The sequence below is a fragment of the Bacillus sp. YP1 genome, assembly GCF_000877815.1.
In the GTDB taxonomy this organism is placed as follows: Bacteria; Bacillota; Bacilli; order Bacillales; family Bacillaceae; genus Bacillus; species Bacillus subtilis.
The window spans coordinates 607,264-632,501 of the sequence record NZ_CP010014.1 but is presented as its reverse complement, the minus strand read 5'-3'; the positions used below and the strand labels follow the sequence as shown (position 1 = coordinate 632,501).

Below are 25,238 nucleotides of genomic sequence, written 5' to 3'. Positions count from 1 at the left end.
ACCAGAACCCCCTGCTACTCATTGTCATTTTTTTCTGCCTCTTTGTAATCAACATATGCGCGGAACAATGCTTCGCCAACGAGAAAAAACGGTGCAAAAGCGACAATTTCCGTTTTATCGCTTAATGTCACAGGTTTGCTTGTCGCATAAAGATTATGCGGAGTCAGCTGGGCGAGGACATTGTTTTTTAAATTCGTAATGGAAATAAAGGGAATACCCTTTGCAGAAAGCATTCTTGCCTGAGGAATCAGCTCCGGTGTTTCTCCGGAAAGAGAAATGATGATAAACAGATCGTTCACTTTAAAATCCCCGCGCATCAGATTAAATTCATTCGTGTCTTCAATCAAAATAAGATAGCGATGACGCGGAATAAACATTCTTTGCAGGTCGCGGGCGCATATCTTTTGCGCATTTCCAGAACCGTAGACGAAAATGCGGTCAGCTTCATCAATCAGCTGGCACATGTCCGTCATGTCCTTTGTCCTTAAGAACTTCAAATTTGCTTCAATATCATCAAGCAGCTTTTCAAAACTCATACTCTCGCCTTCTTCCGGCTGATCTTCCCACTTTAAAAAGACGCGAAATTCACTGTAGCCACTGAAACCGAGCTTTTGGGCAAGCCGTAAAATTGAGGAACGCGATACACTGCAAGCTTTGGCCAGCGCATCGATTCCAAGGTGATAGCATGTGTGCTTATGATTCAATATATATTTTAAAATATGAAAATCGTTGTCATTCAATTTGCTGTAGTGCTGATTGATCAGTTCTTCGAGCTGCATATCAGATCCCCCCATTTTCTTTCTATTATATACAATTACAGATTCGAAAATGGGGGAATTTCAGTTATGATATACGGGTCGGGCTTTGATCAAGCTCAGGCCAGAAGTCTTTGTTGGCCTCCATTAAATCCTCGAGAATGAGTCTTGCCACACGCGCGTTCGGCACTGTTTTTGACAAAATTAGCGCCTGCCACAGCTTTTGGAACGATTTCTCCGCCCATGCTTCAACAGTCAGCTTCTCAACGGATACCTGCTGCTCCATAAGCCCTTTTTGGAATTGCGGAATGGTGCCGACGGTAATCGGTTCAGGCCCATTTGAGCCGACAATGCATGGCACCTCGACCATCGCAGTCGGGTCAAAGTTCGCAATTGCGCCGTTATTTTCAACGATCAACAGCATTCTTTCACCTGTGTTGTAGGCAATCGCCCGGGCAAGATCAACGATATATGATGCGTGATCATCGATTTTGATTTCGCTGTTTTCCGAGGACTGCTCACGTGTGATCATGTCACATTGGCTGAAAATAAAAGCTTCGCGCCCTTCCATCACTTCATTTGCCCGCGTATGATTCGGATTTGATTTTTTCACCATATCATCCGGGAACAAATAATATTGCAAATACGTATTCGGCAGTGTGTCAGGATCTGCTGCCTGCACGTCACGCGCTTTGGCGAATGTGTCATTCCAGCTCGCCTCCACCGCTTCAGCCTCTGTTTTCGGAATATAGCCGTATTGAGATACATGCTCCTTCAGCTTCGGCATTAAATCGTTGCCCTCTTGATCCTGAATTGATGTCCACCAGCCGAAGTGATTTAATCCGTAATAGCGGACCTTCATTTCTTTTCTTGAGGATAAGCCAAGAATTTGCGCCATCCGGTCTTCGATCCCAACCGGCATATCACAGATATTGAGAATTTTAGAATTCGGTCTAAGGCGTCTCGTAGCTTCAGCCACAATTGCCGCCGGATTGGAATAATTGAGCATCCACGCATCAGGCGAGTATTTTTCCATGTAATCTAATATTTCAAGCACACCGCCGATCGAACGCATACCGTATGCGATCCCGCCCGGCCCGCACGTCTCCTGGCCGACAACTCCGTACTTTAACGGAATTTGCTCATCAAGCGCACGCATCGCGTATTTCCCTACTCTGATGTGCGCCATAACAAAATCGACATCTGTAAAAGCTTCTTCCGGGTCAGTCGTCGCTGCAAATTCAATATCCGGCGCTTTTTCTCTGATAAAAACGTCACAGGCGCCTGCAATTCGATCCTGTCTCTCCTTATCATTATCATACAGCTTCAGCTTTCTGATCGGAAACTCCTCCAAATGGTCCAAGAGCATGAGTACGATCCCTGGAGTGAAAGTGCTCCCTCCGCCCGCTATTACGATTGAGAATGATTTTTTCTTCATATGACGACCTCCTTGATAACGTTTACATTCCATTTATACCATGAGATAGCCCGTCCCGTAACACGTTTGGCGCACTTAGGTCATTTGATCAACTTTAGTGTTTTTTCCCATAGAGCGGGAAATTTCTCATTTGCCTTATGTCTGAGAGATTTGGTTTTTTTACCTTTTTTGTAATCTTAAAGTCTCACCAACTGTGAATTTTAAGTGAATATACGCCCTTCCAATTCTTATGAAAAGGTTCTTTTGTACGATTCGGATACATGCCGAATTATTTATAATCATTTATATAAAACATCCAATTGTGCGTGAATTTAGAAAAGGCAGGGGACAAAAGTTGGACTCATATAAAGTCATTGAGCTGGCAAACAAGTATAGTGCGGCCGCAGAAGAGGTCAGAAGCTCCAAAATGCTGCTTGAATCCCGGTTATCTGCATTGGGAGATGCTTGGCAGGGCAAAGCAAGAGATTCGTTTGACCAGGATTTCGAGGAAACGAAAGCCGCCTACGATCAATTCGAACAGGAGCTGCTTGAAACAAGCCAAGAGCTGAAGGCTGCCGCTGTCAAAATAGAAGAACGAAAAGCTGAAATTGCCAGAATGGAAGAACTGGAGCGTAAAGCAAGAGAGGAAAGACATAAACTCGGGAGGTGAACGGTGTGTCAGGAAACATTGCAATTGATCCGGATAAGCTCGAACAGCTTGCAAATGATGTAGTCACTGAATTAACTGATATGGAAAAAAAATATAAGGACCTGCATGTGGAGCTGGGGCAGATGATTTTGCAATGCGATCCCCGCTACAGCAGCTGTTTTTCCGGAGTGGGCGATGCGTGGAGCTCAGGAAAAGCGCTCGTCACCAAGCTGAGTGACAATGAGATTTTCATCAGAAAAACGGGCGATAAATTTGTGGAACAAGATGATATTTTGCGAAAGCTCTACAATGCCTACGACAAATACGGTACGATGACAAGCTTAACCGCCCTTATGCTGACGCAGGGAAAATATTACGGATTAGGGCTTACGAAATTTGTGAAACAGCCAAGCGGCTTGCATACAGCCCAGCACTCAAAACTGCTCTTGGATATTTCCAGGGCCGTTGACAGCTCACGTTATCAAAAAGCAGCAAGAGTGCTTTTGAATCCTAAATATTTGCTGAAAAAGACAAACCGTCCATTTTCAGATTTGGTACATAAAAAGTTTACAAAATACTTCCCTCAGGACACGGTGGATTTTTCAAACAGCGTCAGAAGCTACACAAAAGGATTTCTTAATGAAGCCGGCGTACGCTCCACTTTGAAGGATGTGGGAAAAACGGGCTTGAGATTCGCGAAAGGAAATGCCATTACCGCCACACTGATTACCGGTGCGACCGAAACATTCGGAGCAGGCGTGAAAATTGCTGAAAATTATGCAAAATACCAGGACAAACCCGAAGTTCTCAAGCGTGAAAACGCCAAGGCCGTCGGGAATGCTGTGAATAACACCATTTTTATTGCCGGCGGTGCCACAGCTGGTGCTGTCATCGGCGGTGCAATTGGAAGCTTTGCAGGACCTGTGGGTACTGTCCTTCTTGGGGCAGCAGGTTCATACATTGGCGGAGTCGTCGGAGAACAAATCGCCAAATATACAGCCGGTTTTGCCGAAAAAGCAGCCTTAAAGCTGAAAGAACCGATCCATGCTGTCGTTGATACAGCCAAAAAAGGGCTGGAATCAGCCGGCAAAGTCGTCAAATCAGTGAATGACGGCATAGATGCGGCGAATAAATCGATACATAAAGGGATAGACAGCGCGAAAAAAGGAATGGAAAAAGCAAAGAAAACAGCGGATTCGCTCATACACGGCGCAACCCATTTCCTTAAAGGGAAATTTTCATTTGGATAGGAGAATAAACAATGAAGCAGTTTACAATTAGCATAGAAGAACTCTTATTTTGCTTTTACAGCGAAGGGTTTTTTGAACAGGGGATGGCCTTGAAGCAGGCCTATTTTCCGGAAATAGAAGATGAACAGCTCGGCGCTTTGTTCGAAGCAGCTTGCCGCTCACTCTTAGCTAAGGATGCAGCGGAATATCGGAACCATCAATATCGGTTAAAGGACGAGTACTGTCCGTTTATCCATGTATTAAACGACGCTGACTATACAGTGAAGCTTTCTAAATTTAACGGGCAAGGCGCCGAACAGAATGTGTCCTGCCATGTATCAAAATTCGGCACCTACTCTCACGAACTCCTTTTTGATGAACAAGTCCATCGCATTACAAAAATGGAATCAAGTGAAGGGTTACTTGCTAAGACAGATGAGTTTTTACATATAATAGATACAGAGGATAAAAGAGAATCGATTGTGACATTGACATCAAATGAATTTGAAAAACTCTTGGAGGGCGCTTCAGACAACCCTTCATATCTAAAAGAGTTCCTTGAAAAACATGACCACCAAGAGGACGTTACCCGATTTGCAAATGATCTGGCTTTGCGGAAAGGGAAAATGGATACACTTATGCGTCTGGCATATGGCAAAGATAACACTCCTGAAGTGGCTGACATGGCATTTGTCCTGCCGGGGGCCCACCATACTTGGCTTGTCACAGGCATCACCCAGAATGAATTTTCTATCCTCCCTGCTCATAAGGATGTTGTAAATCAAATCATTTCAAAATGATAAGAATTGAATTAACAAAAGGAGAAAAGCATTGAAAAACCAAGAAATCATTGAAGTCAAAAGCAAAATGTTCCTGAGAATATGGGCTTTTGTCGGATCTGCCGGTATGGGATTAGCATGTTTGTGGCTCTTTTATATGGGTATTACGTTTCAAACGAAATATTACCTATTAGCCATTCCTGCTGGCTTTCTGTTCACCTTGTTTTGTTTATATTTATTTATCATCTTCTTTCCGGCTTTCACCCCGCGGGGAAATACCATTTTCCGCATCAAGACAGGAAAAAATGGAGAAGTGTTCACTGACAAAGTGTCTGTTACGTTTACTGATATCAAGAAAATTGAGATGAGCCGCCATAAATTTAGTCTAAAAGGAATTTTCCAAGAAGATATATTGATCCAAACTGTTGATCAGAAGACCATTCGCATTCCCACTTGGAACATCATTCCGAATCCGTTGTTTTTCGAAGCGGTTGAACGCTATATCCTTCCCCATCTGAATGAAGAGGCGAAAAGCAATTGGATCGGACAGTTTACAGACATCCAACGCAGTGCGTATTTGAAGGAATTTGAGAATCATCCGAAGCTTTAGGGGCAGCACATGATTGAAGTAAAAAGCATGATGTTTCTAAGGGCTTGGCTGTTCCTCGCTACAGGGGGCGCCTTTATTGTGGGCGTCTGGCTGGTGTCTGAAGCCCTCACGTTTGAATCTAAATATGCCCTGCTTTATTTGGGCGGCGGATTACTGGCGATGATTTATGGATTGATCACATTCTTTATGGCTTTTCCTGCGTTCACAAGCCGTGGAAATGTCATTTTCAGCATAAAGACCGGACCTAGTGGCGAGATCTTTTCGAGAAAGCGCAGCGTACTGTTTTCCGAGGTGAAGCGGCTTTATATGGGACGTCATCAATACAGTTTGAAAGGGATCTTTTTTGAGGATATTATCATCGAGAAAACAGACGGGAAAATCGTTCGCATCCCGACCTGGAACATCATCGCGAATCCGCTGTTTTTCGAAGCGGTTGAACGCTATATCCTTCCCCATTTGAATGAAGAGGCGAAAAGCAATTGGATCGGACAATTTACAGAGGTTCAGCGAAAAGCATATTTGAAGGAATTTGAGAATCATCCGAAGCTTTAAAAGCTCTCCTCCTCTATAATGAAAGATAAATGCAAATTGAGGAGTGCTCATGATGCTGATTACCATTCTTTTATTTCTCGCGGCAGGGCTTGCTGAAATTGGCGGCGGATATCTGGTTTGGCTATGGCTGAGAGAGGCAAAGCCAGCCGGCTACGGAATTGCCGGGGCGCTGATCCTCATTGTATACGGCATTCTTCCGACGTTTCAGTCCTTCCCATCTTTCGGCCGTGTATACGCCGCTTATGGCGGAGTATTCATCGTGCTTGCGGTCCTGTGGGGATGGCTTGTTGACCGGAAAACACCTGATCTGTATGACTGGATCGGCGCATTCATTTGTCTCATTGGTGTCTGTGTTATTTTATTTGCGCCGCGCGGATAACAAAATGGCCTGCTTATGAAGCGGGCCATTTTTGTTTAATCCTCTTTTAAGCTGTTCAGCTGCACTTCATGCTCCTGCTGCGGTTCGTCAAGCGGATAAATTCTTGCTGTTCCGTTTTCTTCATTCACGTGCTGAATGTATATAGGAACGCCGTTGTATGTTACTTTTTTCATATCGGGAGATTCTACAATTTCTTTCGCCCTTTGAATATTCATCGTAACACCCTCCTTCAATACATAACGTTTCCATTTCCTGAAGGAAGTATGCTTTATGATTCAGCGGACAAGTTGAATTTTTTCAGGCGTTTGTAGAAAGTGCTACGGGGGATCCCGCTGATTTTGGCAGCTTGAGAGACGTTTCCTTTTGCAGATTCAAGTGCTTTGATCATCATATCCTTTTGGATTTGCTCACGAAAGGTAAGCACGCCGGCAGCAGCCGGCTTTTTTTCTGCAGAGCTGGCCGGCAATCCAGCAGCTTCCAGTAAAGCGGGTAGCGGTTCATCCCTCAGCTTGCCGTCCGGAAATCTGATAGAAAGACGTTCAAACACATTAAACAGCTCACGGATATTCCCCGGCCACTTCCATTGCTTCAGCACATCACAAAAATCAGAAGGAAGTTCGCCGGGCCAATGATTCTTCTGTTTGTAGTACTCAAAGAGGTCCGGGATATCCTCGGTGCGATCGCGTAATGGAGGGAGTTCAATTGGATAGACATGAAGACGGTAAAACAAGTCCTCTCTGATTTTTCCGTTTTCGGCAAGCTCGCGTAAATCACAATGTGTGGCGGCAATAACTCTGATATCAACCGGAATTTCTTTCGTCCCGCCGATTGGCGTTATCTTACGTTCCTGAAGCACTCGTAAAAGCGCAACCTGCATCGAGTGGGAAATTTCTCCGATTTCATCTAAAAATAATGTGCCTTGATTCGCTTTTTGAAAGGCGCCTTTATAGCCATTTCGTTTCGCTCCCGTAAAAGCGCCCTCTGCATATCCGAATAGTTCGCTTTCAATCAAATCAGACGGAATCGCTCCGCAATTGACAGCAACAAACGGACCGTGCCGTCTCTCACTGTTCTCATGAAGCGCGCGAGCCGCGACTTCCTTTCCCGTACCAGTTTCGCCCGACAAACAGACCGTTGCATCTGCCGCAGCTGCACGTTCAAGGTTCATCAGCATCGCTTGCGATCGACCGCTTTTCCCGATCACTCCATTGAATCGAAACACCTTCTTTTTCTTATGTTCCGAAAGATAAAAACAAGTGCCGCCATCTCCTATGGTGACAGCTTTTTCGATTGAGTAGCCCCGTTCCTTCAACTCATACAGGTGCCGGCCCTGCCAATCAGGCATTGAGGTTCGAATCGGTATGCTCGCACTGATGATGTGCTGCTTGTTATTGCATAGCACCATCGGCACACTGGATGCAGCCCTCTCTCCAAAACGGCTGATCAGCTCGAGCTCTTTCTCACGGCTTTTAGCTGCGAGTTCCCGTTCAGCTGCATAGGCGATCGCAGTGGCAATACCGAGCATATGAGGATGAGCGCCTGCCGCCGGACACGATATGTCAATCACACCCGCAAGGCTGCCATCCTCATGGTGAATCGGAGCGGCTGAACAGTTCCAAAGATGGGAAGCAATGGAGTAATGCTCTGATCCTTGTATCGCAACCGGCTCGCTAATGTGGAGCGCCGTGCCAATCGCATTTGTTCCGACAGCCGTTTCCGTCCAGCATGCCCCTTCGACAAAGTTGATGCGTTTGGCTTCATAGAGCGCGCGGGAATGGCCGTCCAATGCCAGAACAACACCGTCTGAATCAATTAGCAGCGCCATCATTTCCATTTCTTTTATGGCAGGCAGCAGTTTTTCGAGGTAAGGCTTTGCGGTCGTCAAGAAGAATGAATGTTTTTTTGACTGCTGATCCAGCTCCGTTTGCTGTAAAACCTTCGGGCCTTTTTCTAAATAAGGATTGACCTCAGCTTTTTTGCAGCGATGCCATGACTCGGCAATCCGTTTTCTTAATCGGGCTTCGTCAAGCACACCGTCTTTCACAAAACGTTTCCAGGTTTGCAAATCGTTTGGGACCGCATTCATTTCCTTGATCGCTCCTCCCTTACACGCCGTTTTCATCTATTGTAGGGGAAAAATAAAGCGCTTTCAACAATAAAAAAGCAGGCGCCTTATATCCATGCGCCTGCTTTTTCCTTTATTATGCATGTACCGCAAGGCCGATCGTGCTTAACAGCGCCTCATGCAATGTTTCCGATAAAGTCGGATGGGCGGCGATAAAATGCTCCGCCATATCTGCCGTCATCTCACCATTCATGATCGCTGCCGCTTGGCCGATGAGCTCGGTTACGTCCGGGCCAATCATCGAGACACCTACGATTTCGCCGAATTCCGGTTCAGCCACGATTTTGACCTTTCCTTCCGCTTGCTGTTTAATGAGTGCCTTGCCGTTTGCGGAAAAAGGAAATTCGCCAATTTTCACATCGCCGTATATGCTTCTTGCCTGACGTTCTGTCATTCCGATACACGCGATTTCCGGGGACGTATAGATGCAGCGCGGCACATGTTTCTCATTGATTTTGACATCCCTTCCGGAAGCATGAGAAGCAGCGATGATGCCCTCATGAAAAGCGGCATGCGCCAGCTGAATGCCCCCTATAGCATCTCCGCACGCGTAAATATGAGGCACGTTCGTTTGCATGTGCCCATTCACCGGAATGCCCTTTGGAGAAAAATCAACTTCGGCCTGTTCAAGCTGTAATCCGTCAAGACGGGGTTTTCTGCCGATAGCCACCAGCACATAATCGGCCTTCGTTTTAAACTCTCGCTGACCGCTTTTCCATATTGCCGTTTTGGCCGTCCGATCCACCCGCTCTAATCTGGATGAGGTATGCACTTCGACACCGTCTTCCTCAAGTTTCTCCTGAAAAAGACGGGCAATATCTTCGTCTTCAGCCGGGATCAGCTGGTCCGCTGTTTCAATGATGGTCACCTTCGATCCCAATCTGGCGAACAGCCCTGCATACTCACACCCGATGACACCGCCGCCGACAATGACTAGTGAAGACGGAATCTCGGAAAGAGAAAGCGCGTCTTTGCTGTCGAGGATCCATTCGCCGTCAAACGGGGCGAAAGGCAGCTCGATTGGCTCTGATCCGGAGGCAATCAATACTTGGTCCGCCTCTCTGATTTCTTTTCCTTTTTCTCCTTCGATCAAGAGCTTTCTTTCAGAAAGAAAGGAGGCTGTTCCCTTTACAACCTGTATTTGATTTTTCTTCATTAGGTACTGAACGCCTTGGACAAGCTGACTGACAACCTGTTGTTTCCGGCTTTGCATTTTACTCCAATCGACTGATATCGCACCTGCCGGAAGTTCGATTCCAAAGCTGTCGGCATGCTTGATTTTATCAAGAACGTTTGCGCTTTCTAACAAAGACTTTGTCGGGATGCAGCCTTCATTCAGGCAGGTCCCCCCAAGCTTGCCTTTGTCAATGAGCAGCACGTTTCTGCCCTGCTGTGCCGCGGAAACCGCAGCCGCATAGCCTGCAGGTCCGCCGCCGATAATGGCTAATGTCATGTCGTTTTCACCTGCTTTTCCTATAAAATTAATGCTGCGGGTTCTTCCAAATATGTTTTCATCGCCTTCAGGAATGCAGCGGCTGGGGCGCCGTCACACGCTCTGTGATCAAATGTCAGGCTGAGCGGCAGGATTGTGCTTCTGACGATCTCCTCCCCTTGATACACCGGCGTATCATAGCTTGCTCCGATGCCGAGAATGCCTGTTTCCGGCGGATTTAGTATCGGTGTGAAATGCTCAACTCCAAACGCGCCAAGGTTTGTAATGGAGAAGGTAGAGCCTTGCAGTTCTTCGCTTCCCGCACGTCCCTCGCGTGCTTTTTTGGCATTTTCTGAGATAGATTGAGCCAGTTCAATCAGCGATAGCTTTTCAGCATGGCGGATCACAGGCACCACTAAGCCATTTTCCAAGGCTACAGCCATACCAAGGTGCACATGAGGATGTGTGATGATGCGCTCATTTTGATAAAAGCTGTTCAGCACAGGGTGAGCTTGCAGAGCGAGAACGGCGGCTCTTGAGACAAAATGAGTGATCGTCAGTTTTGTGCCGTATCTCTCTTCCGCAGTTGGTGAAAGCTGTTTTTGAAGAGTGGCAAGCTTGGTGATATCAGCTTTCATCGTGATCGTCAGCTGCGCGCTGTTTGCCAAGCTTTCCTGCATTCGGGCAGCGATGACCTTTCTCATGCCTGTCACCGGGATTTCCTGCGCTTTCTGCTCCGACACAGGCTTTGCCTGATCTTTTTTCTGTTCAGCAAGGGCCTTTGTCACGTCATCCTTCACGATTCGTCCGCCTGGTCCAGTTCCTTTCAGCTGTTTTAGGTCTAATCCTGCTTTTTCTGCTATTTTTCTGGCGACTGGAGATATTTTCATTCGATCTTTTTTGGAGGCTGCGGGTTTGTTTTCTTGTTTGACGGGCTGGATGGCTTGCGGCACACTGTCTTCAGCAACAGGCGCGCTCGCCTCTTCCTGCACCGACTCATTGGCGTCCCCGATATAGCAGATTGCTGTGCCGGGCGGAACCTCTTCTCCCTCTTTCACTTTGATATCGATCAGCGTTCCTTTTTCAGGCGCTTCGATCTCCATTTCAATTTTCTCCGATTGAATGCTGGCAATGCTTTCTCCCTTTTCAACCGGGTCGCCTACTTTTTTATTCCATATCGATACTTCCCCTTGTTTCATAGCCATTCCCAATTTTGGCATCACTACTTTTACCGCCATTTGTGTCCCCCCTTTAATTCATTGCCGGCTCGCCAAGCAATTCAAGCGTGACGCTGACAATTTTATCTGGTGTCGGCAAATATTGATCTTCAAGCACTGGTGAAAACGGAACCGGTGTATGCGGCGCTGTAATCCGTTTAATCGGCGCATCAAGCAAATCAAAGCCCTTGTCAGCGACAATCGCAGCAATATCCGTGGCAATGCTGCATCGCGGATTGGCTTCATCAATGATGATCAGCCGGTTTGTTTTTTCTAACGATGTGAAAATCGCATCCTCATCCAGAGGGGACAGACTGCGCGGATCAAGGACCTCGGCTTCGATGCCCCTCTCTGAAAGCTGTGCAGCCGCTTCAAGCGCAGTATTGACCTGCTTGCCGACTGCAAAGAGCGTAACATCATTGCCCTCGCGTTTGATGTCCGCCTTTCCGAGCGGAATTGTATAATAATCTTCCGGCACCTCGCCCTTCATGTTGTAGGACGTTTTGTCTTCAAAGAAGAACACCGGATCATTATCTTCTATTGCTGAAAGCAGAAGACCTTTGGCATCATACGGATTGGATGGAACAACTGTCTTCAGTCCAGGAATGCTCGTGAAAAGGCCATACAGCGCTTGTGAATGCTGGGCAGCGGCCCGGAACCCTGCTCCGTATGTGGTGCGGACGGTAATCGGCACTTGCGCTTTTCCGCCGAACATATAACGGAATTTCGCCCCTTGGTTGATCACCTGGTCAAAGCACGTGCCGATAAAATCGTTAAACATCAGCTCGGCAATCGGTCTCAGCCCGGTTGAAGCCGCAGCCATAGCCGCACCCATGTAACCCGCTTCAGAAATCGGTGTGTCCAGCACTCTTGTGCGCCCGAATTCCTGTACGAGTCCCTTTGTGACCCCTAATACACCGCCCCATGCTTCATCATCCTGCAAATGATCGACCGCCGCTCCCCCGGCGACATCCTCACCGATCAAAAGCACATTTTCGTCTTTTCTCATCGCAAGCTTCATTGCTTCATTGATCGCATCTGACATGCTTATGACTCTCGCCATCTCTTACATTCCTCCTTTTTCATATGACACATACACATCTGTTAGCAGCTCCGAATCTTTTGGATATGGGCTGTCTTCGCTGAACGAGACGGCTTTTTCAATCGATTCGCTGACACGCTGTTCAATGTCTGACAGCTTATTAGCATCTGTTTCTTTTAAAAGGTAGTTTTTAAAACCTTGAATGGCATCCTTTTCTTCAAGGTGCTCAACTCTTTCATCCTTCGTTTTATAGGTTTGGGCATCTCCTTCAAAATGGCCGTAGTTTCTGTAGGTCATACATTCAATCAAAGACGGGCCGCCGCCGTTTCTTGCTCTTTCTATCGCTTCCTCGGCTGCCTGGTAAACTGCTAAAATATCTTTGCCGTCAACTGTAACCCCCGGCATGTTATAAGCAGCCGCCCGATCGGCGATTGAATCACAGGCTGATGCGTACTCAAATGGGGTAGCTTCGCCATAGCCGTTGTTTTCAGCAACAAATACGACAGGAAGGTTCCATACAGCCGCTAAATTCAGCCCTTCGTGGAAGGTGCCTTGGTTATTTGCCCCGTCCCCGAAAAAGCAAACGCTTACATTTTTGGTCTGTTTATATTTAGCCGTGAGCGCTGATCCGCATGCGAGCGTAAAGCCGCCCCCGACGATTCCATTTGCGCCTAACATGCCTTTATCAAGATCCGCAATGTGCATAGAACCGCCCTTGCCTTTGCACAATCCGGTCGCTTTCCCGAAAATTTCCGCCATCATGCCGTCCAGGTCACAGCCTTTGGCGATACAATGTCCATGTCCCCTGTGGGTGCTTGTAATGCTGTCGCCATCATGTAAATGAGCGCACACCCCTACAGCCACAGCTTCCTCACCGGCATATAAATGAACGAATCCGGGAAGCACTCCCTGGGCGAACAGTTCATGCACTTTGTCTTCAAAGCCCCTGATCTCCAGCATCTTTTGGTACATCCACAGCGCTTTTTCCTCAGTTAATGATAAGCCTTCTCGTTTTAACAATTCCATTTTGTGCGCCTCCTTCTATTTAGGGTTCACCATTATAAATGCAAGAAGTGTGCCAGTCTTTTGAGCCCGTAAAACCAGTCTTCTCGTCTTCACTTTGGAGACAGTTTGAGACGTGTGTCTCGTTTTGTCTCAAACTGATTCATTTGTCTCGTTTTACAGCATGCAAAAAAGACCGGATATCACCCGGCCTTTGACAATGATCGACGTATTTATTTCCTTGGAAATCTTTTTAACTTCCTAGTTTCTCTGCCTCGTTTGACTGAATAGCTGCTTTTGAAAGAAAATCAATTGAATATTTGACATATGCGATACCGCCATCTTTTCGGCATCTGTTTTTGATAACCCGCTGGCACACATGTTCACACTCTTTTCTACATATGTGCGTGCTACAGTTCATGCTTTTCTTCAACAGCCCGGTTCAGCGCTTGGAGCATGTAGCCTATGCCTTTGTATGATGATAGCGGCCAGCTGATATGCTGGTGTTCTCCGATGACGGCGTTTAGAATGCTTCGATATTTTTTTCCGCCAAGCATGACTAGCTCTTCGATATCAGAAAAGCCTTTTTCGTGAAATTGACGGCGCAGCTCGTCCGCTGTCATGATTTCCGGATGACCGGTGCCAAAAGTGACATCGTAATTTCCCGAAACGAGATCATCAGGACGGAGGAACCCGTGCTTCGCAGACAAAATCACCCACTCATCGAAAAATGCTTTCGCATACCGCTCGCATGCCTGATGAAACGGGCTGAGATAAGCGTCCTCTGCTCTTACCGGCCCGGCATCAGGCTGGACGTCCCAGATTTTTTTCTTGCCGCAGGGGATGATGCATAGCCGTTTCATTTTTCTCTCCCCCTTTATAAGATATCTCCACTAAATATACCATTATTTTCTTACAATAAATTAGAGAAAAGACAGGCTGAGTAAAAGCTTCGTACAAAAAAGACCCGGATTTACCGAAAATCCAGGTTTATTTTAGTCAAGAATTGTGTAAAAATCCCTTTATTTTGTTAGCCTTTTTTGAATCAAGCACTGCTGTTACTCTATCCCATCAAGATACTTTCTCTCAAAGTCGTCGAGCAATGCACGCACTTCATCTGTTGACTTTGTGTTCATGCATTGATTTCTTAATTCACTTGCCCCTCGGAACCCGCGGAGATAAATTTTGAAAAAGCGAGGAAGAGGCTTGTACGGACGGGCTTCTAATGCTGAATATTTATCATGAAGATCCAGATGCAGCCTTAAGAGATCAAGCAATTCCTTGCTGCTATGCTCTTTCGGCTCCTTTTCAAAGGCAAATGGATTTGTAAAAATACCGCGCCCTATCATAATGCCATCAACACCGTATTGTTCAGCAAGTTTCAAGCCGGTTTGGCGGTCAGGGATATCTCCGTTGATTGTCAAAAGTGTATCTGGTGCCACCTCGTCACGAAGTTTCTTAATCTCCGGGATGAGTTCCCAATGGGCATCTACTTTGCTCATTTCCGCTCTTGTACGCAAATGAATAGAAAGATTGGCAATATCCTGTTTCAAAATGTGTGTCAGCCACTCGCGCCATTCATCCACATCCGTGTATCCAAGTCTTGTCTTCACGCTTACAGGCAATCCCCCTGCTTTTGCAGCTTGTATTAATTCTGCCGCAACTGCAGGACGGCAAATAAGGCCGCTTCCCTTTCCATTCCCCGCAACATTAGGCACAGGACAGCCCATATTGATATCTAGTCCTTTAAATCCTAACTCTGCCATGCCAATACTCATTTTACGAAAGTTTTCAGGCTTATCTCCCCATATATGGGCTACCATTGGCTGTTCATCCTCTGTAAAAGTTAAACGGCCGCGTACGCTATCCTTCCCATCCGGATGGCAATAGCTCTCTGAGTTTGTGAACTCTGTAAAAAATACATCCGGTCTGCCTGCTTCACTTACTACATGCCGGAAAACAACATCTGTCACATCTTCCATTGGTGCCAGTACAAAAAATGGCCGTGGTAATTCACGCCAGAAATTTTCTGTCATAACAAAAATCAAATCCTTTCATTAGGGGATACGGCTATACCTTTATCTCAATATTAAAAAACTGACCATGCTTTCTTTTTACACTTGTCGCATGCGAAAGCATTTCTTATCAATCTATAGTAATTTTTGAACATTTCACGTGGGATGACCATCTATACCTATTTTTTATATTGTGGTTAACACTGGCGCTGACCTTCGTCTTTCTTAGTGGCCTTGCTTTTGAACTTTTTGGATAAAAAGGATTCCAACCTAAATAGAATATCATATGAGTTCTCCATATTACCAACGCAAAATAATTGCCCTGTTATTGAAGATAAGATATTTAACGCTACACCATATCCGTATCTCAATATCATATTTGCGGAAAAACTAATTTCAAGAGATAAACTTTGATTAAGCAAATTGAGTTGGGGGTGGTATAACTAGTACTCAAGAGAATGAAAAAGCTTTAACTTACGGCTTGCTACTACTTGTGAATCACATGTGGTAAAGAGGATGAGAACGGTAATCCTGCTCCAGAACCAATAAAATAGACTGCTGACTAAGTGTCGCAGTCTTCACTCATAAGATAATTAAGAAAGTGTTCATTTTCTTTCATCATTAAATAGGCATCAGAAGTTATTGCTTTAATTTCGAATATCCTTTGTTATCCCTGTAATTATTTGTATAATAGTGAAAACTCCCAAGAAAACAGTAATAATATTAAACCATGGATTATCATAGAATGAAAGATATGTTTGAAAGAAATCTAGTTCAACTATGTTTGCTGGGAATCCATTCATTTCTCTATACTTAGGACCCCATCCCGTTAATTCTACAAAATTAAAATAAAGCTGAGATACTAAAAATGCCAAAAATGTTTGAAACCAACTTCTTTTATATAACGGTCGTTTTTTATATACTTTATCCATTTAGTTATCCATTTCCTTCTCTGCAATACTTTTTAGCTAGTATAACCATTGTTGGTATTACTGTAATAGTTTTTATCGTCTCGGCACTATTATTTTAGTGCTCATACGTTATTCATTTTAAAATGGGGTTGGCCATCATTTTCACCTCTTTCGTTTATTACAATGTTTCAACTTTTTACATCGAATGACTCTTGAAATGATATACGCCATACCTTTCCTTATATTCCTATCATCAATATTTCACACGTAATAACTGCAAGTCAATATATAATTTTACAAATTATGAAAAATATATCTATGATTTTACATCATTTTACTCATGTATTTTAATCATACTGGAAGGAAATTTTTCCGGTTAAATAACGCTTTTTTTCACCCGCTTTTCAACACGTTTTTTCAATTCTTTTCGCCAGTTAAAATAAAGATCTCCGAGAAAAGAAGGAAGATAAAATTGGGGAAAGACAGTTAGGACAAGGGCTGCGCACGAAAAAGACCCGGAAATCGGAATTGTTTATTTTACCGAAATCCAGGTCTTATTAGGAAAACTATTTTATGACTGGGAAATGTTCTTTTTAGTTAGACGATTTCAATACAAGTCTCGCCACTGCTTCAACATGCGCCGTCTGCGGAAACATATCGACAGGCTGAATATAGTCCACGCGATAGTCCTTCGACAGCGTCTGCAAATCCTTCGCAAGCGTGGATGGATTGCAGGAAACGTAGACGAAGCGTTTCGGTTTGACTTTTTTGATCGTGTCCAGGAACGTGCTGTCACAGCCCGTTCTTGGCGGGTCTACAATGACGACGTCCGGGCGGAAGCCTTCTTTCGTCCATTTCGGGAGCCAGTGTTCGGCTGTTCCTGTTACATATGTGGCATTTGCCATGCCGTGTTTTTTGGCGTTTTTCTTAGCATCGTCAATTGATTCCTTGATGACGTCCATGCCGCGGACTTCCTTCGCTCCGTCCGCCACCCACATGCCGATAGTGCCGACGCCGCAATACGCATCAACGACTTTTTCTTTTCCGGTCAGCTGCGCCGCTTTTTTCACTTCATCATACAGCTTGACGGTCTGTTCCGGGTTGAGCTGGAAGAAAGCGCGGGCACTCAATTCAAAAGATACGTCGCCTAGCACTTCTTGAATTACTGTTTTTCCGGCGAGCTGTTTTGTTTTCTCACCAAAAATCACTGAAGTTTTCGCACCATTTACATTCTGAATAATGGATTTGACCTCTGGCAATCGCTTTTGAATCGCTTTGACGATTTCTTCCTTGTGCGGAAGCGTTTCTTTTGCGGTTACAAGCACGACCTGCACTTCGCCTGTTTCAAAGCCGACTCTCGTCACGATCGTGCGAACGTCGCCTTTTCGTTTTCTTTCATTATAAACAGACACATTGAAGTCCTCTAAAATGCGGCGGACGATGCCTGTTGTTTTGTTCGTTGCCGGATGCTGAACGATGCAATCTTTAATCGGCACGATATCATGGGAATCAAGGCCGTATAAGCCGGCGATGATGCTGCCGCTTTGCGAGCGTCCGATCTGGAATTGGCTTTTATTGCGGTAATTCCACGGGTTGTCCATGCCGATCGTTTCTTTGATTTCCATGTTTTCAACTTTAAACTTCGTATGGCGTTCAAGAGACTGAATGACGATATCGCGTTTTTCCCGAAGCTGCTGGCTGTATGCAAGGTGCTGAAGCTGACATCCGCCGCATTGTTCATAAACAGGGCAAGGCGGTGCCACCCGGTGCTCAGATGCCTTGCGGATTTTCTTAATGCGGCCCTCCGAAAACTTCGGCTGGACCTTTGTGGCCTGCACAACAACTTCTTCGCCAGGAAGCGCGCCGGGTACGAAGACGACTTTTTTCTTAAAATAGCCGACACCTTCTCCGTTAATGCCGAGACGCTTAATCGTCAGCGGAAAGGTTTGTCCGACCTTCAGTTCGACGGGCGCCTGTTTCTTTTGTTGGTTCACGTTGTTCTCTCCGTTTCTATATAAAGCTTTCTGCAGATGGCAGAAAGTGAAATGGTTTTTTCACATCTTTCTAGTATAACACGTTTGCAGGATTTCCTTCATTGTCAGATGAATTATTCTATACTCCTCCACAAATATAAAGACGCATAGCTTAAATAAGGCTCCCACTCCTTGCTCATCGCCAGCATGACATCCTTTGCCGGCTTATCGTCCAACTGAAAGTGGCGTTTGATGGCATTCTGGAGGCCGATATCGGCAAGCGGGAATAAATTGGGACGGCCAAGTCCGAACATGAGGATATTTTGCACGGTCCACGGGCCGATACCCCTGATTTTGATCAGTTTCTTCATAATGTCTTCATCCGCCATATGCGGCAGCTCTGACAAGCTGAGTGTGCCTTCTGCGATCATCCTTGATGTATCAATGGTGTATTCCGCTTTTCTCATGCTGAATTGCAGATCACGCAGATCCTGATAATCGAGTTCTGCAATCGTTTCCGGCTTTGGGTAGCACCACACGCCATCCTTCTGCTCGCCAAACGCATGAACAAACCGTTCTGTTAGCGTGTAAGCGAAGGAAAGATTGAGCTGCTGGTGGATAATGCATTTCATCATGCAGTTGTACACGCTGTAGTCCAGAACAAGCGGCGTCCCGGCATGCTCTTCAAAAATGGCGGACAGGCTCGTTTTTGAAAAATGATCCAGAACGTGCTGCAAATGATTTTCCCATTGAAAAATCCGCTTGATTTCCTTCATCATTTCTCCCTGATCCGTTTCCCCGCTGACGAGGAACTCAGGATCGCCCGCATGTCCTAACGCTTGTACCTTTACAATACATACGTCCCCCGCTTGATTTCTGATTGGCACACGGACTTCCCTCGCCTCTCGATCAACAGCATTGAGGGGGTCTAAAGACAGCCTGTCCAGCACGCGGTCAAAATGATACGGAGGCGTGACAGATACTTTTTCCTTCCACATGAGATCCACCCTTTTTCCGTTTTTGTTCAGTATAACATGCCGCTTGAATTAGGCAGAGAGTACCGTATACTTTTCTCATAAAGACCGCATGATATAATGGCAGGTGGGGGGGTGTTTTTGATCAACATTACCGCAATCACAACAGAGCATCAGCTGCTGAAAAATATACCGATCGAACGAGTGGAACAGCCTGATATTGCATGGTACTGGGTTGATTTTTACGGCCCGGAGGATACGGAAACGGCGTTATTGAGAGATTTTTTTCATTTTCACCCGCTTGCCATTGAGGATTGCTTCCAGCATATGCAGCGGCCGAAGCTTGACCATTATGACGGCTATCGTTTTTACGTGATTCATGCGCTGAATAAGGAAACACTTGAGACGGAGGAAGTCGATATCTTTCAAGGCGAAAAATTTGTCGTCACCTTTCATTTACACGAAACGCCCGGTATCGCTAAAGTCCGGGAGCGTTTGTATGCTTCACCGGATATATTGAAAAAAGGGCCCGGGCATATTTCTTATATGATCATGGATCAGCTAGTTGATGAATATTTTCCTCTCGTGTATAAAATTGAAGACCGGCTGAATGAAATTGAAGAAAGCCGTCCCCACAAAACGTATGGAACGCTGATGAACGAGGTGTTTGATCTCAGAACAGACCTATTGCATTTGAGACGGACGATTATCCCGATGCGTGATTTGCTCTACCGGATTTTAAGCCTTGACCATGTGAAAGAGCAGCGGGAAACGAAAGCCTATTTCAGCGACATATATGATCATTTGTTAAAGTTGTCTGAAATTGTGGAATCCAACCGTGACATGACGTCCGACTTGCGTGACAGCTACGTGACGCTAAACTCAAACCGGATGAATGCGATTATGATGACACTGACGATCGTATCAACCATTTTCATCCCGCTCACCTTTATTGCCGGTGTATACGGTATGAACTTCGACTTTATGCCGGAGCTGCATTGGAAATACGGATATTTCGCTGTACTTGGCCTGATGGCCGCGCTTGTGATTGGAATGCTGATTTGGTTTGTACATAAAGGATGGTTCAATATTTTTAAATGAGGACAGCGAGCAGCTGTTCTTTTTTGTTGTAAGCCGATCGCTATGCATATTCTGTTCATATTGTTTATAATGGAAAAAATATTCAGGGAGTGATTAGATTGAAAATTGCTGTCATCGGACTCGGCAATATGGGACAGCCCATTGCCCGAAATGTTCTTCAAGCAGGCTACGAATTGACTGTCTATAACCGGACGAAACAAAAGACAGAAGACCTTGTCACAGAAGGCGCACAGGCAGCTGATACGCCGCGGCTGGCGGCAAAATCCGCTGATATTGTCATCACAATGCTTGCAGATGATGATTCTGTCAGCACCGTGACATTCGGAGAAGACGGGCTGCTTGAAGGATTAGCAGAGAACGGCATTCACATCTCGATGAGCACAATCAGTGTTGAGTTCTCAGAAAAGCTCGCAGCGGCTCATGCAGAGAAAGGACAATTTTTTCTCGCCGCTCCTGTCCTTGGCAGACCGGATGCCGCAGCCAAAGCCGCGCTCCGTATCATAACAGCCGGACCGGCGGAAGCAAAGCAAGCTGCCAAGCCTCTGCTCGACAGCCTGAGCCAGCAGGTATTTGACGTCGGCGAAGAAAGCAAGACGGCAAATGCAGCCAAAATCAGCATCAATTTCTTGCTCGTGTCCATGCTGGAGGCGTTATCTGAATCCTTCTTAATGATGGAGAAATACGGCTTAGAACAAAAACAATTTTTAGAAATCGCCAGCGCGCTCTTTGGTTCTCCAGTCTATCAAAATTACGGAACCATTATGGCCGAGCAGAAATTTGAGCCGGCCGGCTTCAAAATGTCTTTAGGGCTGAAGGATACCAACCTGGCACTCGCCGCCGCAAAACGGGTTTCTGCAAATCTTCCTCTTGCCGAGCTGGCCAAGAGCCATTTTGAAAGCGGGATTGAACAGGGCTTCGGAGATCTGGACTGGGCCGCACTGATTAAATGTATAAAATAAAGAAAAGCCTCTCCATTTCAGGAGAGGCTCTTCTCATTACAAGGACGGCATCTTCATTTCTTTCTCAAACATCAGATCATCAATGCTTTTAAAAGTGTAGCCCTGTTTTTTCAGATCTGTAATCGCGTCATCCAGTGCTTCAGCATTGTCCCTTGATACGGTGTGCAGCAGGTAAATGGCTCCCGGGTGCGCCTGCTTAATCATATGATCGTAGGCATATTTCTTCCCCTTTTGGTTGTTGATTTTCCAATCAACAAAAGCGACCGACCAGAAAACGGTTTGATAGCCGAGGCGTTTCGTTTCTTTCAGTACGTACTCACTGAACACGCCACGCGGCGGACGCAAGTACAGATTGTCCTGCTTTCCCGTAATTTTATAAACCTCTTCGTTGACTGAATCTAGTTCATCCTGAATCTGATCAGCTGTTTTTGTCGTTAAATCCGGATGGTGAAAGGAATGGTTGCCGATAATATGGCCCTCATCTGACATTCGTTTGATCAGCTGAGGCTGGTCCTTTACGAAATGCCCGGTGACAAAAAACGTTCCTGTTACGCGATGTTTTTTTAAGACATCAAGCACTTTTGGCGTATAGCCATTTTCATATCCGTTATCAAACGTTAAGTAAATCGTTTTTTCCTTTGTATTCCCTAAATAAAACGCGTCATATTTTTCAATTAAACTGTTCAGCTGCTTCCCGGCATCTGGCGGCTGATGATTGACACTTCGTTTAAAGCCCCAATTAATCGGCTCATTCGGCACCGCTTCCGCCTGTGCTGCACCTCCGGCAAGCAATACGGCGGCGCAGCATATTGAACACATCCACTTCATGGCCAGCGCTCCTTCTGCATTTTTTCTTATTTTACAGATAGGGGCATTGTTTTATACTGTTGCTTTATGCCAATAAAAAAACCGCGGCGGGCACGCGGTTTTATTCCCAATCTTTTTTAAAACGTTCGTATTTGGCTTCCAGGTCATCAAGCATGCTGATAAGCCTGTCTATATCTTCAACGTCGGTTGCTTCAGGGTCTAATGAATCGATGACGTTCATAAACATGTCAAGTCTGTTCTTTAAATAATCAATCTGCTGATCTTTATTGTTTACGGCGTTCCCCATTCTGTTCCTCCATTCATTTTTTATTATGGTAGCTCATTTTTTGCCGTTTTTCAATCGCCGCGCTACTTGCGATCTTGGCAAATCAGGTCTAAAATTAACTGTTGGCAGCGTTAGTATGCCCATTTATAAAGGAGTTAGATAGTCATGACACAAAACACGAAGCTGCGTCCGATTACGCCCGAGTTTGACCCTTGGGAAGCCTATATGGATGTTGACCAATACGGAGACATGCAGCTGACAAACGTTGAATTCACAACGACGACACTGTGCAATATGAGATGCGAGCATTGTGCTGTAGGCTATACATTGCAGCCTAAAGACCCGAATGCTCTGCCAATAGATCTTCTGTTAAAACGGCTGGAGGAAATCCCGCGCCTCAGATCCATCAGCATCACAGGCGGAGAGCCGATGCTTTCGTTGAAATCAGTAAAAGAATATGTTGTTCCTTTATTGAAATATGCCCATGAACGGGGTGTGCGGACACAAATTAATTCAAATCTGACCCTCGACATCGAGCGGTACGAATGGATCATTCCGTATCTCGATGTGCTACATATTTCTCATAACTGGGGTACAGTTGAAGATTTTGCTGAAATCGGCTTTGCCATGATGGACAGAAAACCGACCTTCGAACAGCGCGCGCGCTATTTTGAAAAAATGATCGAAAACAGCCGCACGCTCGTGGATGCCGGAGTAATGGTATCTGCGGAAACGATGCTGAACAAACGAACTCTTCCGCATATTGAGCATATTCACCGCCAAATCACAGAAGATATGAAATGTCAGCGTCACGAGGTCCACCCAATGTATCCAAGCGATTTCGCAAGCGCTCTTGAATCCCTCAGCCTGAAAGAGATGAGACAGGCCATTCACCGCTTGCTGGATATTCGTGATGAAAATACGTGGATGCTGTTCGGAACGCTGCCGTTTTATGCCTGCAGTCCGGACGAAGACGACCAAAAGCTGCTTCGCCGGCTTCGCGCGGCGAAAAACGTCACAGTGCGAAATGACCCTGACGGCCGATCCCGCCTGAATGTGAACATTTTCGACGGAAACATTATCGTGACCGATTTCGGTGATACCCCGCCGCTTGGCAACATTCAGACGGACAGCCTCCCTTCCGCCTATGAAAAGTGGAGAGAGACCAAGCTTGCGAAGGAACTAAGTTGCCACTGCCCGAATGTCCGGTGCCTCGGACCGAATGTTCTTGTCAAAAACAGTTATTATCAGGATACAGACTTCACAAAACGTCAAGCCAGGAGTTAGATGCGGATGAAAGAAACACTTACGGAGATTTTTCAAAATAAAATCGTCGATATTCTCCTCGTTGCCGTTATCCTTTGGATCGGTGTCTTTATCATCAACCGGCTGGTACAGCTATTTTTTAAACGGACGGATTTTATTGAAGAAAAAAAGGAAAAAACGATTGAAAGCCTTGTCCGTTCTGTCACCCAGTATACGGCGACAATTGGTTTTATTTTTTACGTTATTTCTTTATTTGTGCATGATTTCGGCAAGATATTGGCCGGGGCGGGCGTAGCAGGTATCGTGATCGGTTTTGGCGCCCAATCGCTGATCAAAGATGTGCTGGCTGGTGTGTTCTTAATATATGAACGCCAGCTGCACAAAGGCGATTATGTCACCATCAACAACTTGTTCAACGGGACAGTGGAGGAAATCGGCCTCCGCTCGCTGCAAATCCGAGAATGGAGCGGGAAGCTGCTCACCATCAGCAACGGCGAGGTCAGACAAATAGAGAACTATAATATTGATTTTATGCGGATTACCGAATCCTTTCTTATCAGCTTTAAAGAAGATCCGGACCGCGTGTACAGCGTGTTGGAAGAGGCATGTGACATGCTGAATGAAGAGCTTCGTGATTCATTGAAGCGGGATGTATTCGGCAATCCGACAGAACCATTTCAAATCCACGGCATCACCGCATTGAATAAAATCAATCGCGGCGTCGAATTTACGGTTAAAGGCATGGTGAAAGATGATGATTATTTCAGTGCCAGCCTTGCAGTCAGACGGGTTCTCGTTCGCCAGCTCTACCAAAACAATGTGCAAATGCTTGAGGAAGCGGTCCGAATCGAGAGAACCCAATAAACAAAAAAACTGATTCCGAGTTGGAATCAGTTTTTTATTTATCTTGGCAGTGAGGAAAGCTGAAAGCCAAATGTGACATGATCTTGAACCGGAATCCACGCGCCGATGCCCTGTGACGTGACATTTTTCACGACGAGTTTTCGTTTATTTCCTTTCAGCACTAAGTACACTTCTCCGTAAGTCACTTTTCCTTTTTCATTCACAGCCGGTGCATATGCATGTAAATAACCGATTTTTTTAGGAGCGACTTTATAAATCTGATCCCGTTTTGTGCCAGCCCCAATGACCGTCTCAAATGCAAGCGGAAGGTTCGTTTTCTTCATTGCTTTTTGCATCATCATGCTTTTGACATCTTCAGCATTTGGAACTTTAGCTGTCAGGCCGCCCTTCACTCTGTACTGCTGTTCCTGGGCATAATGCATTTCAGCCGTTTCTTTCCCGCCGCGGTTATCCGCACGGTTTGTATTGATTTTTTTATATTCCCAGTTTGCGACTGTTTCATTTGATTCATAGCCGAGCGCCCATTTCCCGAGAAATATTGTCGCCCGGTACCCTACTGCAAGCGGTGTGCCGGATATGTTGGATTCATTCAGCATTTTGATGAGATGCGGATTTTCAATCTTCACCTCAGAATGATCGAGCAATTCCTTTGCCAGCTTGCTCGGCTGAAGCATTGGCTGATCCTGTGAAGCATTCGGATACGTGTTTTCCTTTGAAATGCTTGCGACAGAATTAGGAACCTTAAACTGCTTTTTCGCGTGGATGGGCTGAACGCCGAAAAAACTAAAGAATAACAACACGATAAGTGTGGAATGAAATAGCTTTTTCATCATATCACTCTTTCTATGGCATTTTCCCTTAGTCTTTTCATCCCGCTTTGTTGTTATCCATCAT

General features: G+C 45.6%; 26 protein-coding genes and 1 pseudogene. 10 read left to right on the top strand and 17 right to left on the bottom strand.

All coding sequences use genetic code 11. The features are described 5' to 3' along the window. Positions 1–14: 14 nt before the first annotated feature. A complete protein-coding gene (glvR, locus tag QF06_RS02965) occupies positions 15–779 on the bottom strand; it encodes a MurR/RpiR family transcriptional regulator GlvR (RefSeq protein ID WP_014476181.1) in 765 nt (254 codons plus the stop codon). A gap of 64 nt (positions 780–843) precedes the next feature. Then, a complete protein-coding gene (gene glvA, locus QF06_RS02960) occupies positions 844–2,193 on the bottom strand; it encodes a maltose-6'-phosphate glucosidase (protein WP_041851167.1) in 1,350 nt (449 codons plus the stop codon). Positions 2,194–2,527: 334 nt separating this feature from the next. Here glvA and QF06_RS02955 point away from each other — a divergent pair, with 334 nt between their 5' ends. The 6 genes from QF06_RS02955 to QF06_RS02930 are packed head-to-tail and all read left to right on the top strand — an operon-like array spanning position 2,528 to position 6,370. Beyond that, positions 2,528–2,842 carry a WXG100 family type VII secretion target gene (locus QF06_RS02955; RefSeq protein ID WP_003243177.1) on the top strand — a complete coding sequence of 105 codons (315 nt, stop codon included), beginning with the start codon at positions 2,528–2,530 and terminating at the stop codon, positions 2,840–2,842. A 5-nt stretch (positions 2,843–2,847) separates the two neighbouring features. Next, positions 2,848–4,071 carry a hypothetical protein gene (locus tag QF06_RS02950; protein ID WP_043940074.1) on the top strand — a complete coding sequence of 408 codons (1,224 nt, stop codon included), beginning with the start codon at positions 2,848–2,850 and terminating at the stop codon, positions 4,069–4,071. A gap of 11 nt (positions 4,072–4,082) precedes the next feature. Continuing rightward, positions 4,083–4,850, top strand: coding sequence for a hypothetical protein (locus tag QF06_RS02945; RefSeq protein ID WP_003243767.1), 768 nt, complete (start codon positions 4,083–4,085; stop codon positions 4,848–4,850). A 31-nt stretch (positions 4,851–4,881) separates the two neighbouring features. Further along, on the top strand, positions 4,882–5,439 hold the full coding sequence (locus QF06_RS02940) for a YfjD family protein (protein ID WP_003244496.1): 558 nt from the start codon (positions 4,882–4,884) through the stop codon (positions 5,437–5,439). Between the two features lie 9 nt (positions 5,440–5,448). Continuing rightward, positions 5,449–5,991, top strand: coding sequence for a YfjD family protein (locus tag QF06_RS02935; RefSeq protein WP_038829500.1), 543 nt, complete (start codon positions 5,449–5,451; stop codon positions 5,989–5,991). Positions 5,992–6,040: 49 nt separating this feature from the next. Further along, complete coding sequence (locus tag QF06_RS02930) at positions 6,041–6,370, top strand: YnfA family protein (RefSeq protein WP_010886445.1); 330 nt, start codon at positions 6,041–6,043, stop codon at positions 6,368–6,370. 35 nt (positions 6,371–6,405) lie between these two features. On the opposite strand, the gene QF06_RS02925 is transcribed toward QF06_RS02930, so the two are convergent. The 12 genes and pseudogenes from QF06_RS02925 to QF06_RS02875 all read right to left on the bottom strand — a co-directional run bounded on the left by QF06_RS02925 (position 6,406) and on the right by QF06_RS02875 (position 19,085). Further along, positions 6,406–6,585: a small acid-soluble spore protein H gene (locus QF06_RS02925; protein ID WP_003233621.1), complete on the bottom strand. Its 180-nt coding sequence runs from the start codon at positions 6,583–6,585 to the stop codon at positions 6,406–6,408. Between the two features lie 53 nt (positions 6,586–6,638). After that, complete coding sequence (gene acoR / locus QF06_RS02920) at positions 6,639–8,456, bottom strand: acetoin dehydrogenase operon transcriptional activator AcoR (protein WP_043940073.1); 1,818 nt, start codon at positions 8,454–8,456, stop codon at positions 6,639–6,641. Positions 8,457–8,571: 115 nt separating this feature from the next. Further along, entirely contained in the window at positions 8,572–9,948 is a 1,377-nt protein-coding gene (acoL, locus tag QF06_RS02915; protein ID WP_038829503.1) for an acetoin dehydrogenase complex dihydrolipoyl dehydrogenase, read from the bottom strand. A gap of 20 nt (positions 9,949–9,968) precedes the next feature. Continuing rightward, the gene (acoC, locus tag QF06_RS02910) at positions 9,969–11,165 is read right to left on the bottom strand and encodes an acetoin dehydrogenase complex dihydrolipoyllysine-residue acetyltransferase (RefSeq protein ID WP_043940072.1); all 1,197 of its coding nucleotides are present in this window, start codon (positions 11,163–11,165) and stop codon (positions 9,969–9,971) included. A gap of 13 nt (positions 11,166–11,178) precedes the next feature. Then, on the bottom strand, positions 11,179–12,207 hold the full coding sequence (gene acoB / locus QF06_RS02905) for an acetoin:2,6-dichlorophenolindophenol oxidoreductase subunit beta (protein WP_043940071.1): 1,029 nt from the start codon (positions 12,205–12,207) through the stop codon (positions 11,179–11,181). A 3-nt stretch (positions 12,208–12,210) separates the two neighbouring features. Further along, positions 12,211–13,212: an acetoin:2,6-dichlorophenolindophenol oxidoreductase subunit alpha gene (acoA, locus tag QF06_RS02900; protein ID WP_015383114.1), complete on the bottom strand. Its 1,002-nt coding sequence runs from the start codon at positions 13,210–13,212 to the stop codon at positions 12,211–12,213. Between the two features lie 229 nt (positions 13,213–13,441). Continuing rightward, positions 13,442–13,531 (bottom strand): annotated as a pseudogene (locus tag QF06_RS22085) (hypothetical protein); the annotation flags it as partial. A gap of 67 nt (positions 13,532–13,598) precedes the next feature. Continuing rightward, a complete protein-coding gene (locus QF06_RS02895; protein WP_017696486.1) occupies positions 13,599–14,051 on the bottom strand; it encodes a DUF6884 domain-containing protein in 453 nt (150 codons plus the stop codon). A gap of 195 nt (positions 14,052–14,246) precedes the next feature. After that, positions 14,247–15,224: a tRNA dihydrouridine synthase gene (locus QF06_RS02890; RefSeq protein WP_032726644.1), complete on the bottom strand. Its 978-nt coding sequence runs from the start codon at positions 15,222–15,224 to the stop codon at positions 14,247–14,249. Between the two features lie 626 nt (positions 15,225–15,850). Then, positions 15,851–16,135, bottom strand: coding sequence for a YfzA family protein (locus QF06_RS02885; RefSeq protein WP_021481197.1), 285 nt, complete (start codon positions 16,133–16,135; stop codon positions 15,851–15,853). A gap of 572 nt (positions 16,136–16,707) precedes the next feature. Then, positions 16,708–18,108 carry a 23S rRNA (uracil(1939)-C(5))-methyltransferase RlmD gene (rlmD, locus tag QF06_RS02880; protein WP_003233644.1) on the bottom strand — a complete coding sequence of 467 codons (1,401 nt, stop codon included), beginning with the start codon at positions 18,106–18,108 and terminating at the stop codon, positions 16,708–16,710. Between the two features lie 113 nt (positions 18,109–18,221). Further along, positions 18,222–19,085 (bottom strand): DNA-3-methyladenine glycosylase family protein, encoded by an 864-nt coding sequence (locus tag QF06_RS02875; RefSeq protein ID WP_014479176.1) that lies wholly within the window; start codon positions 19,083–19,085, stop codon positions 18,222–18,224. A 117-nt stretch (positions 19,086–19,202) separates the two neighbouring features. Here QF06_RS02875 and corA point away from each other — a divergent pair, with 117 nt between their 5' ends. Beyond that, on the top strand, positions 19,203–20,162 hold the full coding sequence (gene corA / locus QF06_RS02870) for a magnesium/cobalt transporter CorA (protein ID WP_003233650.1): 960 nt from the start codon (positions 19,203–19,205) through the stop codon (positions 20,160–20,162). 98 nt (positions 20,163–20,260) lie between these two features. Further along, complete coding sequence (locus QF06_RS02865) at positions 20,261–21,121, top strand: NAD(P)-dependent oxidoreductase (RefSeq protein WP_015715507.1); 861 nt, start codon at positions 20,261–20,263, stop codon at positions 21,119–21,121. Between the two features lie 36 nt (positions 21,122–21,157). On the opposite strand, the gene pdaA is transcribed toward QF06_RS02865, so the two are convergent. Then, the gene (gene pdaA, locus QF06_RS02860; protein WP_014479173.1) at positions 21,158–21,949 is read right to left on the bottom strand and encodes a delta-lactam-biosynthetic de-N-acetylase; all 792 of its coding nucleotides are present in this window, start codon (positions 21,947–21,949) and stop codon (positions 21,158–21,160) included. Between the two features lie 100 nt (positions 21,950–22,049). Beyond that, positions 22,050–22,235: an SE1561 family protein gene (locus QF06_RS02855; protein ID WP_003223132.1), complete on the bottom strand. Its 186-nt coding sequence runs from the start codon at positions 22,233–22,235 to the stop codon at positions 22,050–22,052. Positions 22,236–22,379: 144 nt separating this feature from the next. Between QF06_RS02855 and yfkAB the strand changes: the two genes are divergently transcribed. Further along, positions 22,380–23,501, top strand: a complete 1,122-nt coding sequence (gene yfkAB / locus QF06_RS02850) for a radical SAM/CxCxxxxC motif protein YfkAB (protein ID WP_003233655.1) — start codon at positions 22,380–22,382, stop codon at positions 23,499–23,501. Continuing rightward, entirely contained in the window at positions 23,502–24,344 is an 843-nt protein-coding gene (mscC, locus tag QF06_RS02845; RefSeq protein ID WP_080332621.1) for a mechanosensitive ion channel protein MscC, read from the top strand. A 38-nt stretch (positions 24,345–24,382) separates the two neighbouring features. Here the strand turns inward: mscC and QF06_RS02840 are convergent, their stop codons facing one another. Next, complete coding sequence (locus QF06_RS02840) at positions 24,383–25,177, bottom strand: YfkD famly protein (protein WP_003233657.1); 795 nt, start codon at positions 25,175–25,177, stop codon at positions 24,383–24,385. Positions 25,178–25,238 lie beyond the last annotated feature (61 nt).

Excerpts from the sequence above, each read along its gene's own strand:
- acoA (WP_015383114.1), bottom strand. The coding sequence starts at position 13,212 with ATGGAATTGTTAAAACGAGAAGGCTTATCATTAACTGAGGAAAAAGCG.
- acoL (WP_038829503.1), bottom strand. The coding sequence starts at position 9,948 with ATGACATTAGCCATTATCGGCGGCGGACCTGCAGGCTATGCGGCTGCG.
- pdaA (WP_014479173.1), bottom strand. The coding sequence starts at position 21,949 with ATGAAGTGGATGTGTTCAATATGCTGCGCCGCCGTATTGCTTGCCGGA.
- QF06_RS02890 (WP_032726644.1), bottom strand. The coding sequence starts at position 15,224 with ATGACAGAAAATTTCTGGCGTGAATTACCACGGCCATTTTTTGTACTG.
- QF06_RS02875 (WP_014479176.1), bottom strand. The coding sequence starts at position 19,085 with ATGTGGAAGGAAAAAGTATCTGTCACGCCTCCGTATCATTTTGACCGC.
- acoR (WP_043940073.1), bottom strand. The coding sequence starts at position 8,456 with ATGAATGCGGTCCCAAACGATTTGCAAACCTGGAAACGTTTTGTGAAA.
- QF06_RS02935 (WP_038829500.1), top strand. The coding sequence starts at position 5,449 with ATGATTGAAGTAAAAAGCATGATGTTTCTAAGGGCTTGGCTGTTCCTC.
- QF06_RS02930 (WP_010886445.1), top strand. The coding sequence starts at position 6,041 with ATGATGCTGATTACCATTCTTTTATTTCTCGCGGCAGGGCTTGCTGAA.
- mscC (WP_080332621.1), top strand. The coding sequence starts at position 23,502 with ATGCGGATGAAAGAAACACTTACGGAGATTTTTCAAAATAAAATCGTC.
- QF06_RS02945 (WP_003243767.1), top strand. The coding sequence starts at position 4,083 with ATGAAGCAGTTTACAATTAGCATAGAAGAACTCTTATTTTGCTTTTAC.
- QF06_RS02895 (WP_017696486.1), bottom strand. The coding sequence starts at position 14,051 with ATGAAACGGCTATGCATCATCCCCTGCGGCAAGAAAAAAATCTGGGAC.
- QF06_RS02925 (WP_003233621.1), bottom strand. The coding sequence starts at position 6,585 with ATGAATATTCAAAGGGCGAAAGAAATTGTAGAATCTCCCGATATGAAA.
- QF06_RS02840 (WP_003233657.1), bottom strand. The coding sequence starts at position 25,177 with ATGATGAAAAAGCTATTTCATTCCACACTTATCGTGTTGTTATTCTTT.
- glvA (WP_041851167.1), bottom strand. The coding sequence starts at position 2,193 with ATGAAGAAAAAATCATTCTCAATCGTAATAGCGGGCGGAGGGAGCACT.
- QF06_RS02885 (WP_021481197.1), bottom strand. The coding sequence starts at position 16,135 with ATGGATAAAGTATATAAAAAACGACCGTTATATAAAAGAAGTTGGTTT.
- QF06_RS02855 (WP_003223132.1), bottom strand. The coding sequence starts at position 22,235 with ATGGGGAACGCCGTAAACAATAAAGATCAGCAGATTGATTATTTAAAG.
- glvR (WP_014476181.1), bottom strand. The coding sequence starts at position 779 with ATGCAGCTCGAAGAACTGATCAATCAGCACTACAGCAAATTGAATGAC.
- yfkAB (WP_003233655.1), top strand. The coding sequence starts at position 22,380 with ATGACACAAAACACGAAGCTGCGTCCGATTACGCCCGAGTTTGACCCT.
- acoC (WP_043940072.1), bottom strand. The coding sequence starts at position 11,165 with ATGGCGGTAAAAGTAGTGATGCCAAAATTGGGAATGGCTATGAAACAA.
- acoB (WP_043940071.1), bottom strand. The coding sequence starts at position 12,207 with ATGGCGAGAGTCATAAGCATGTCAGATGCGATCAATGAAGCAATGAAG.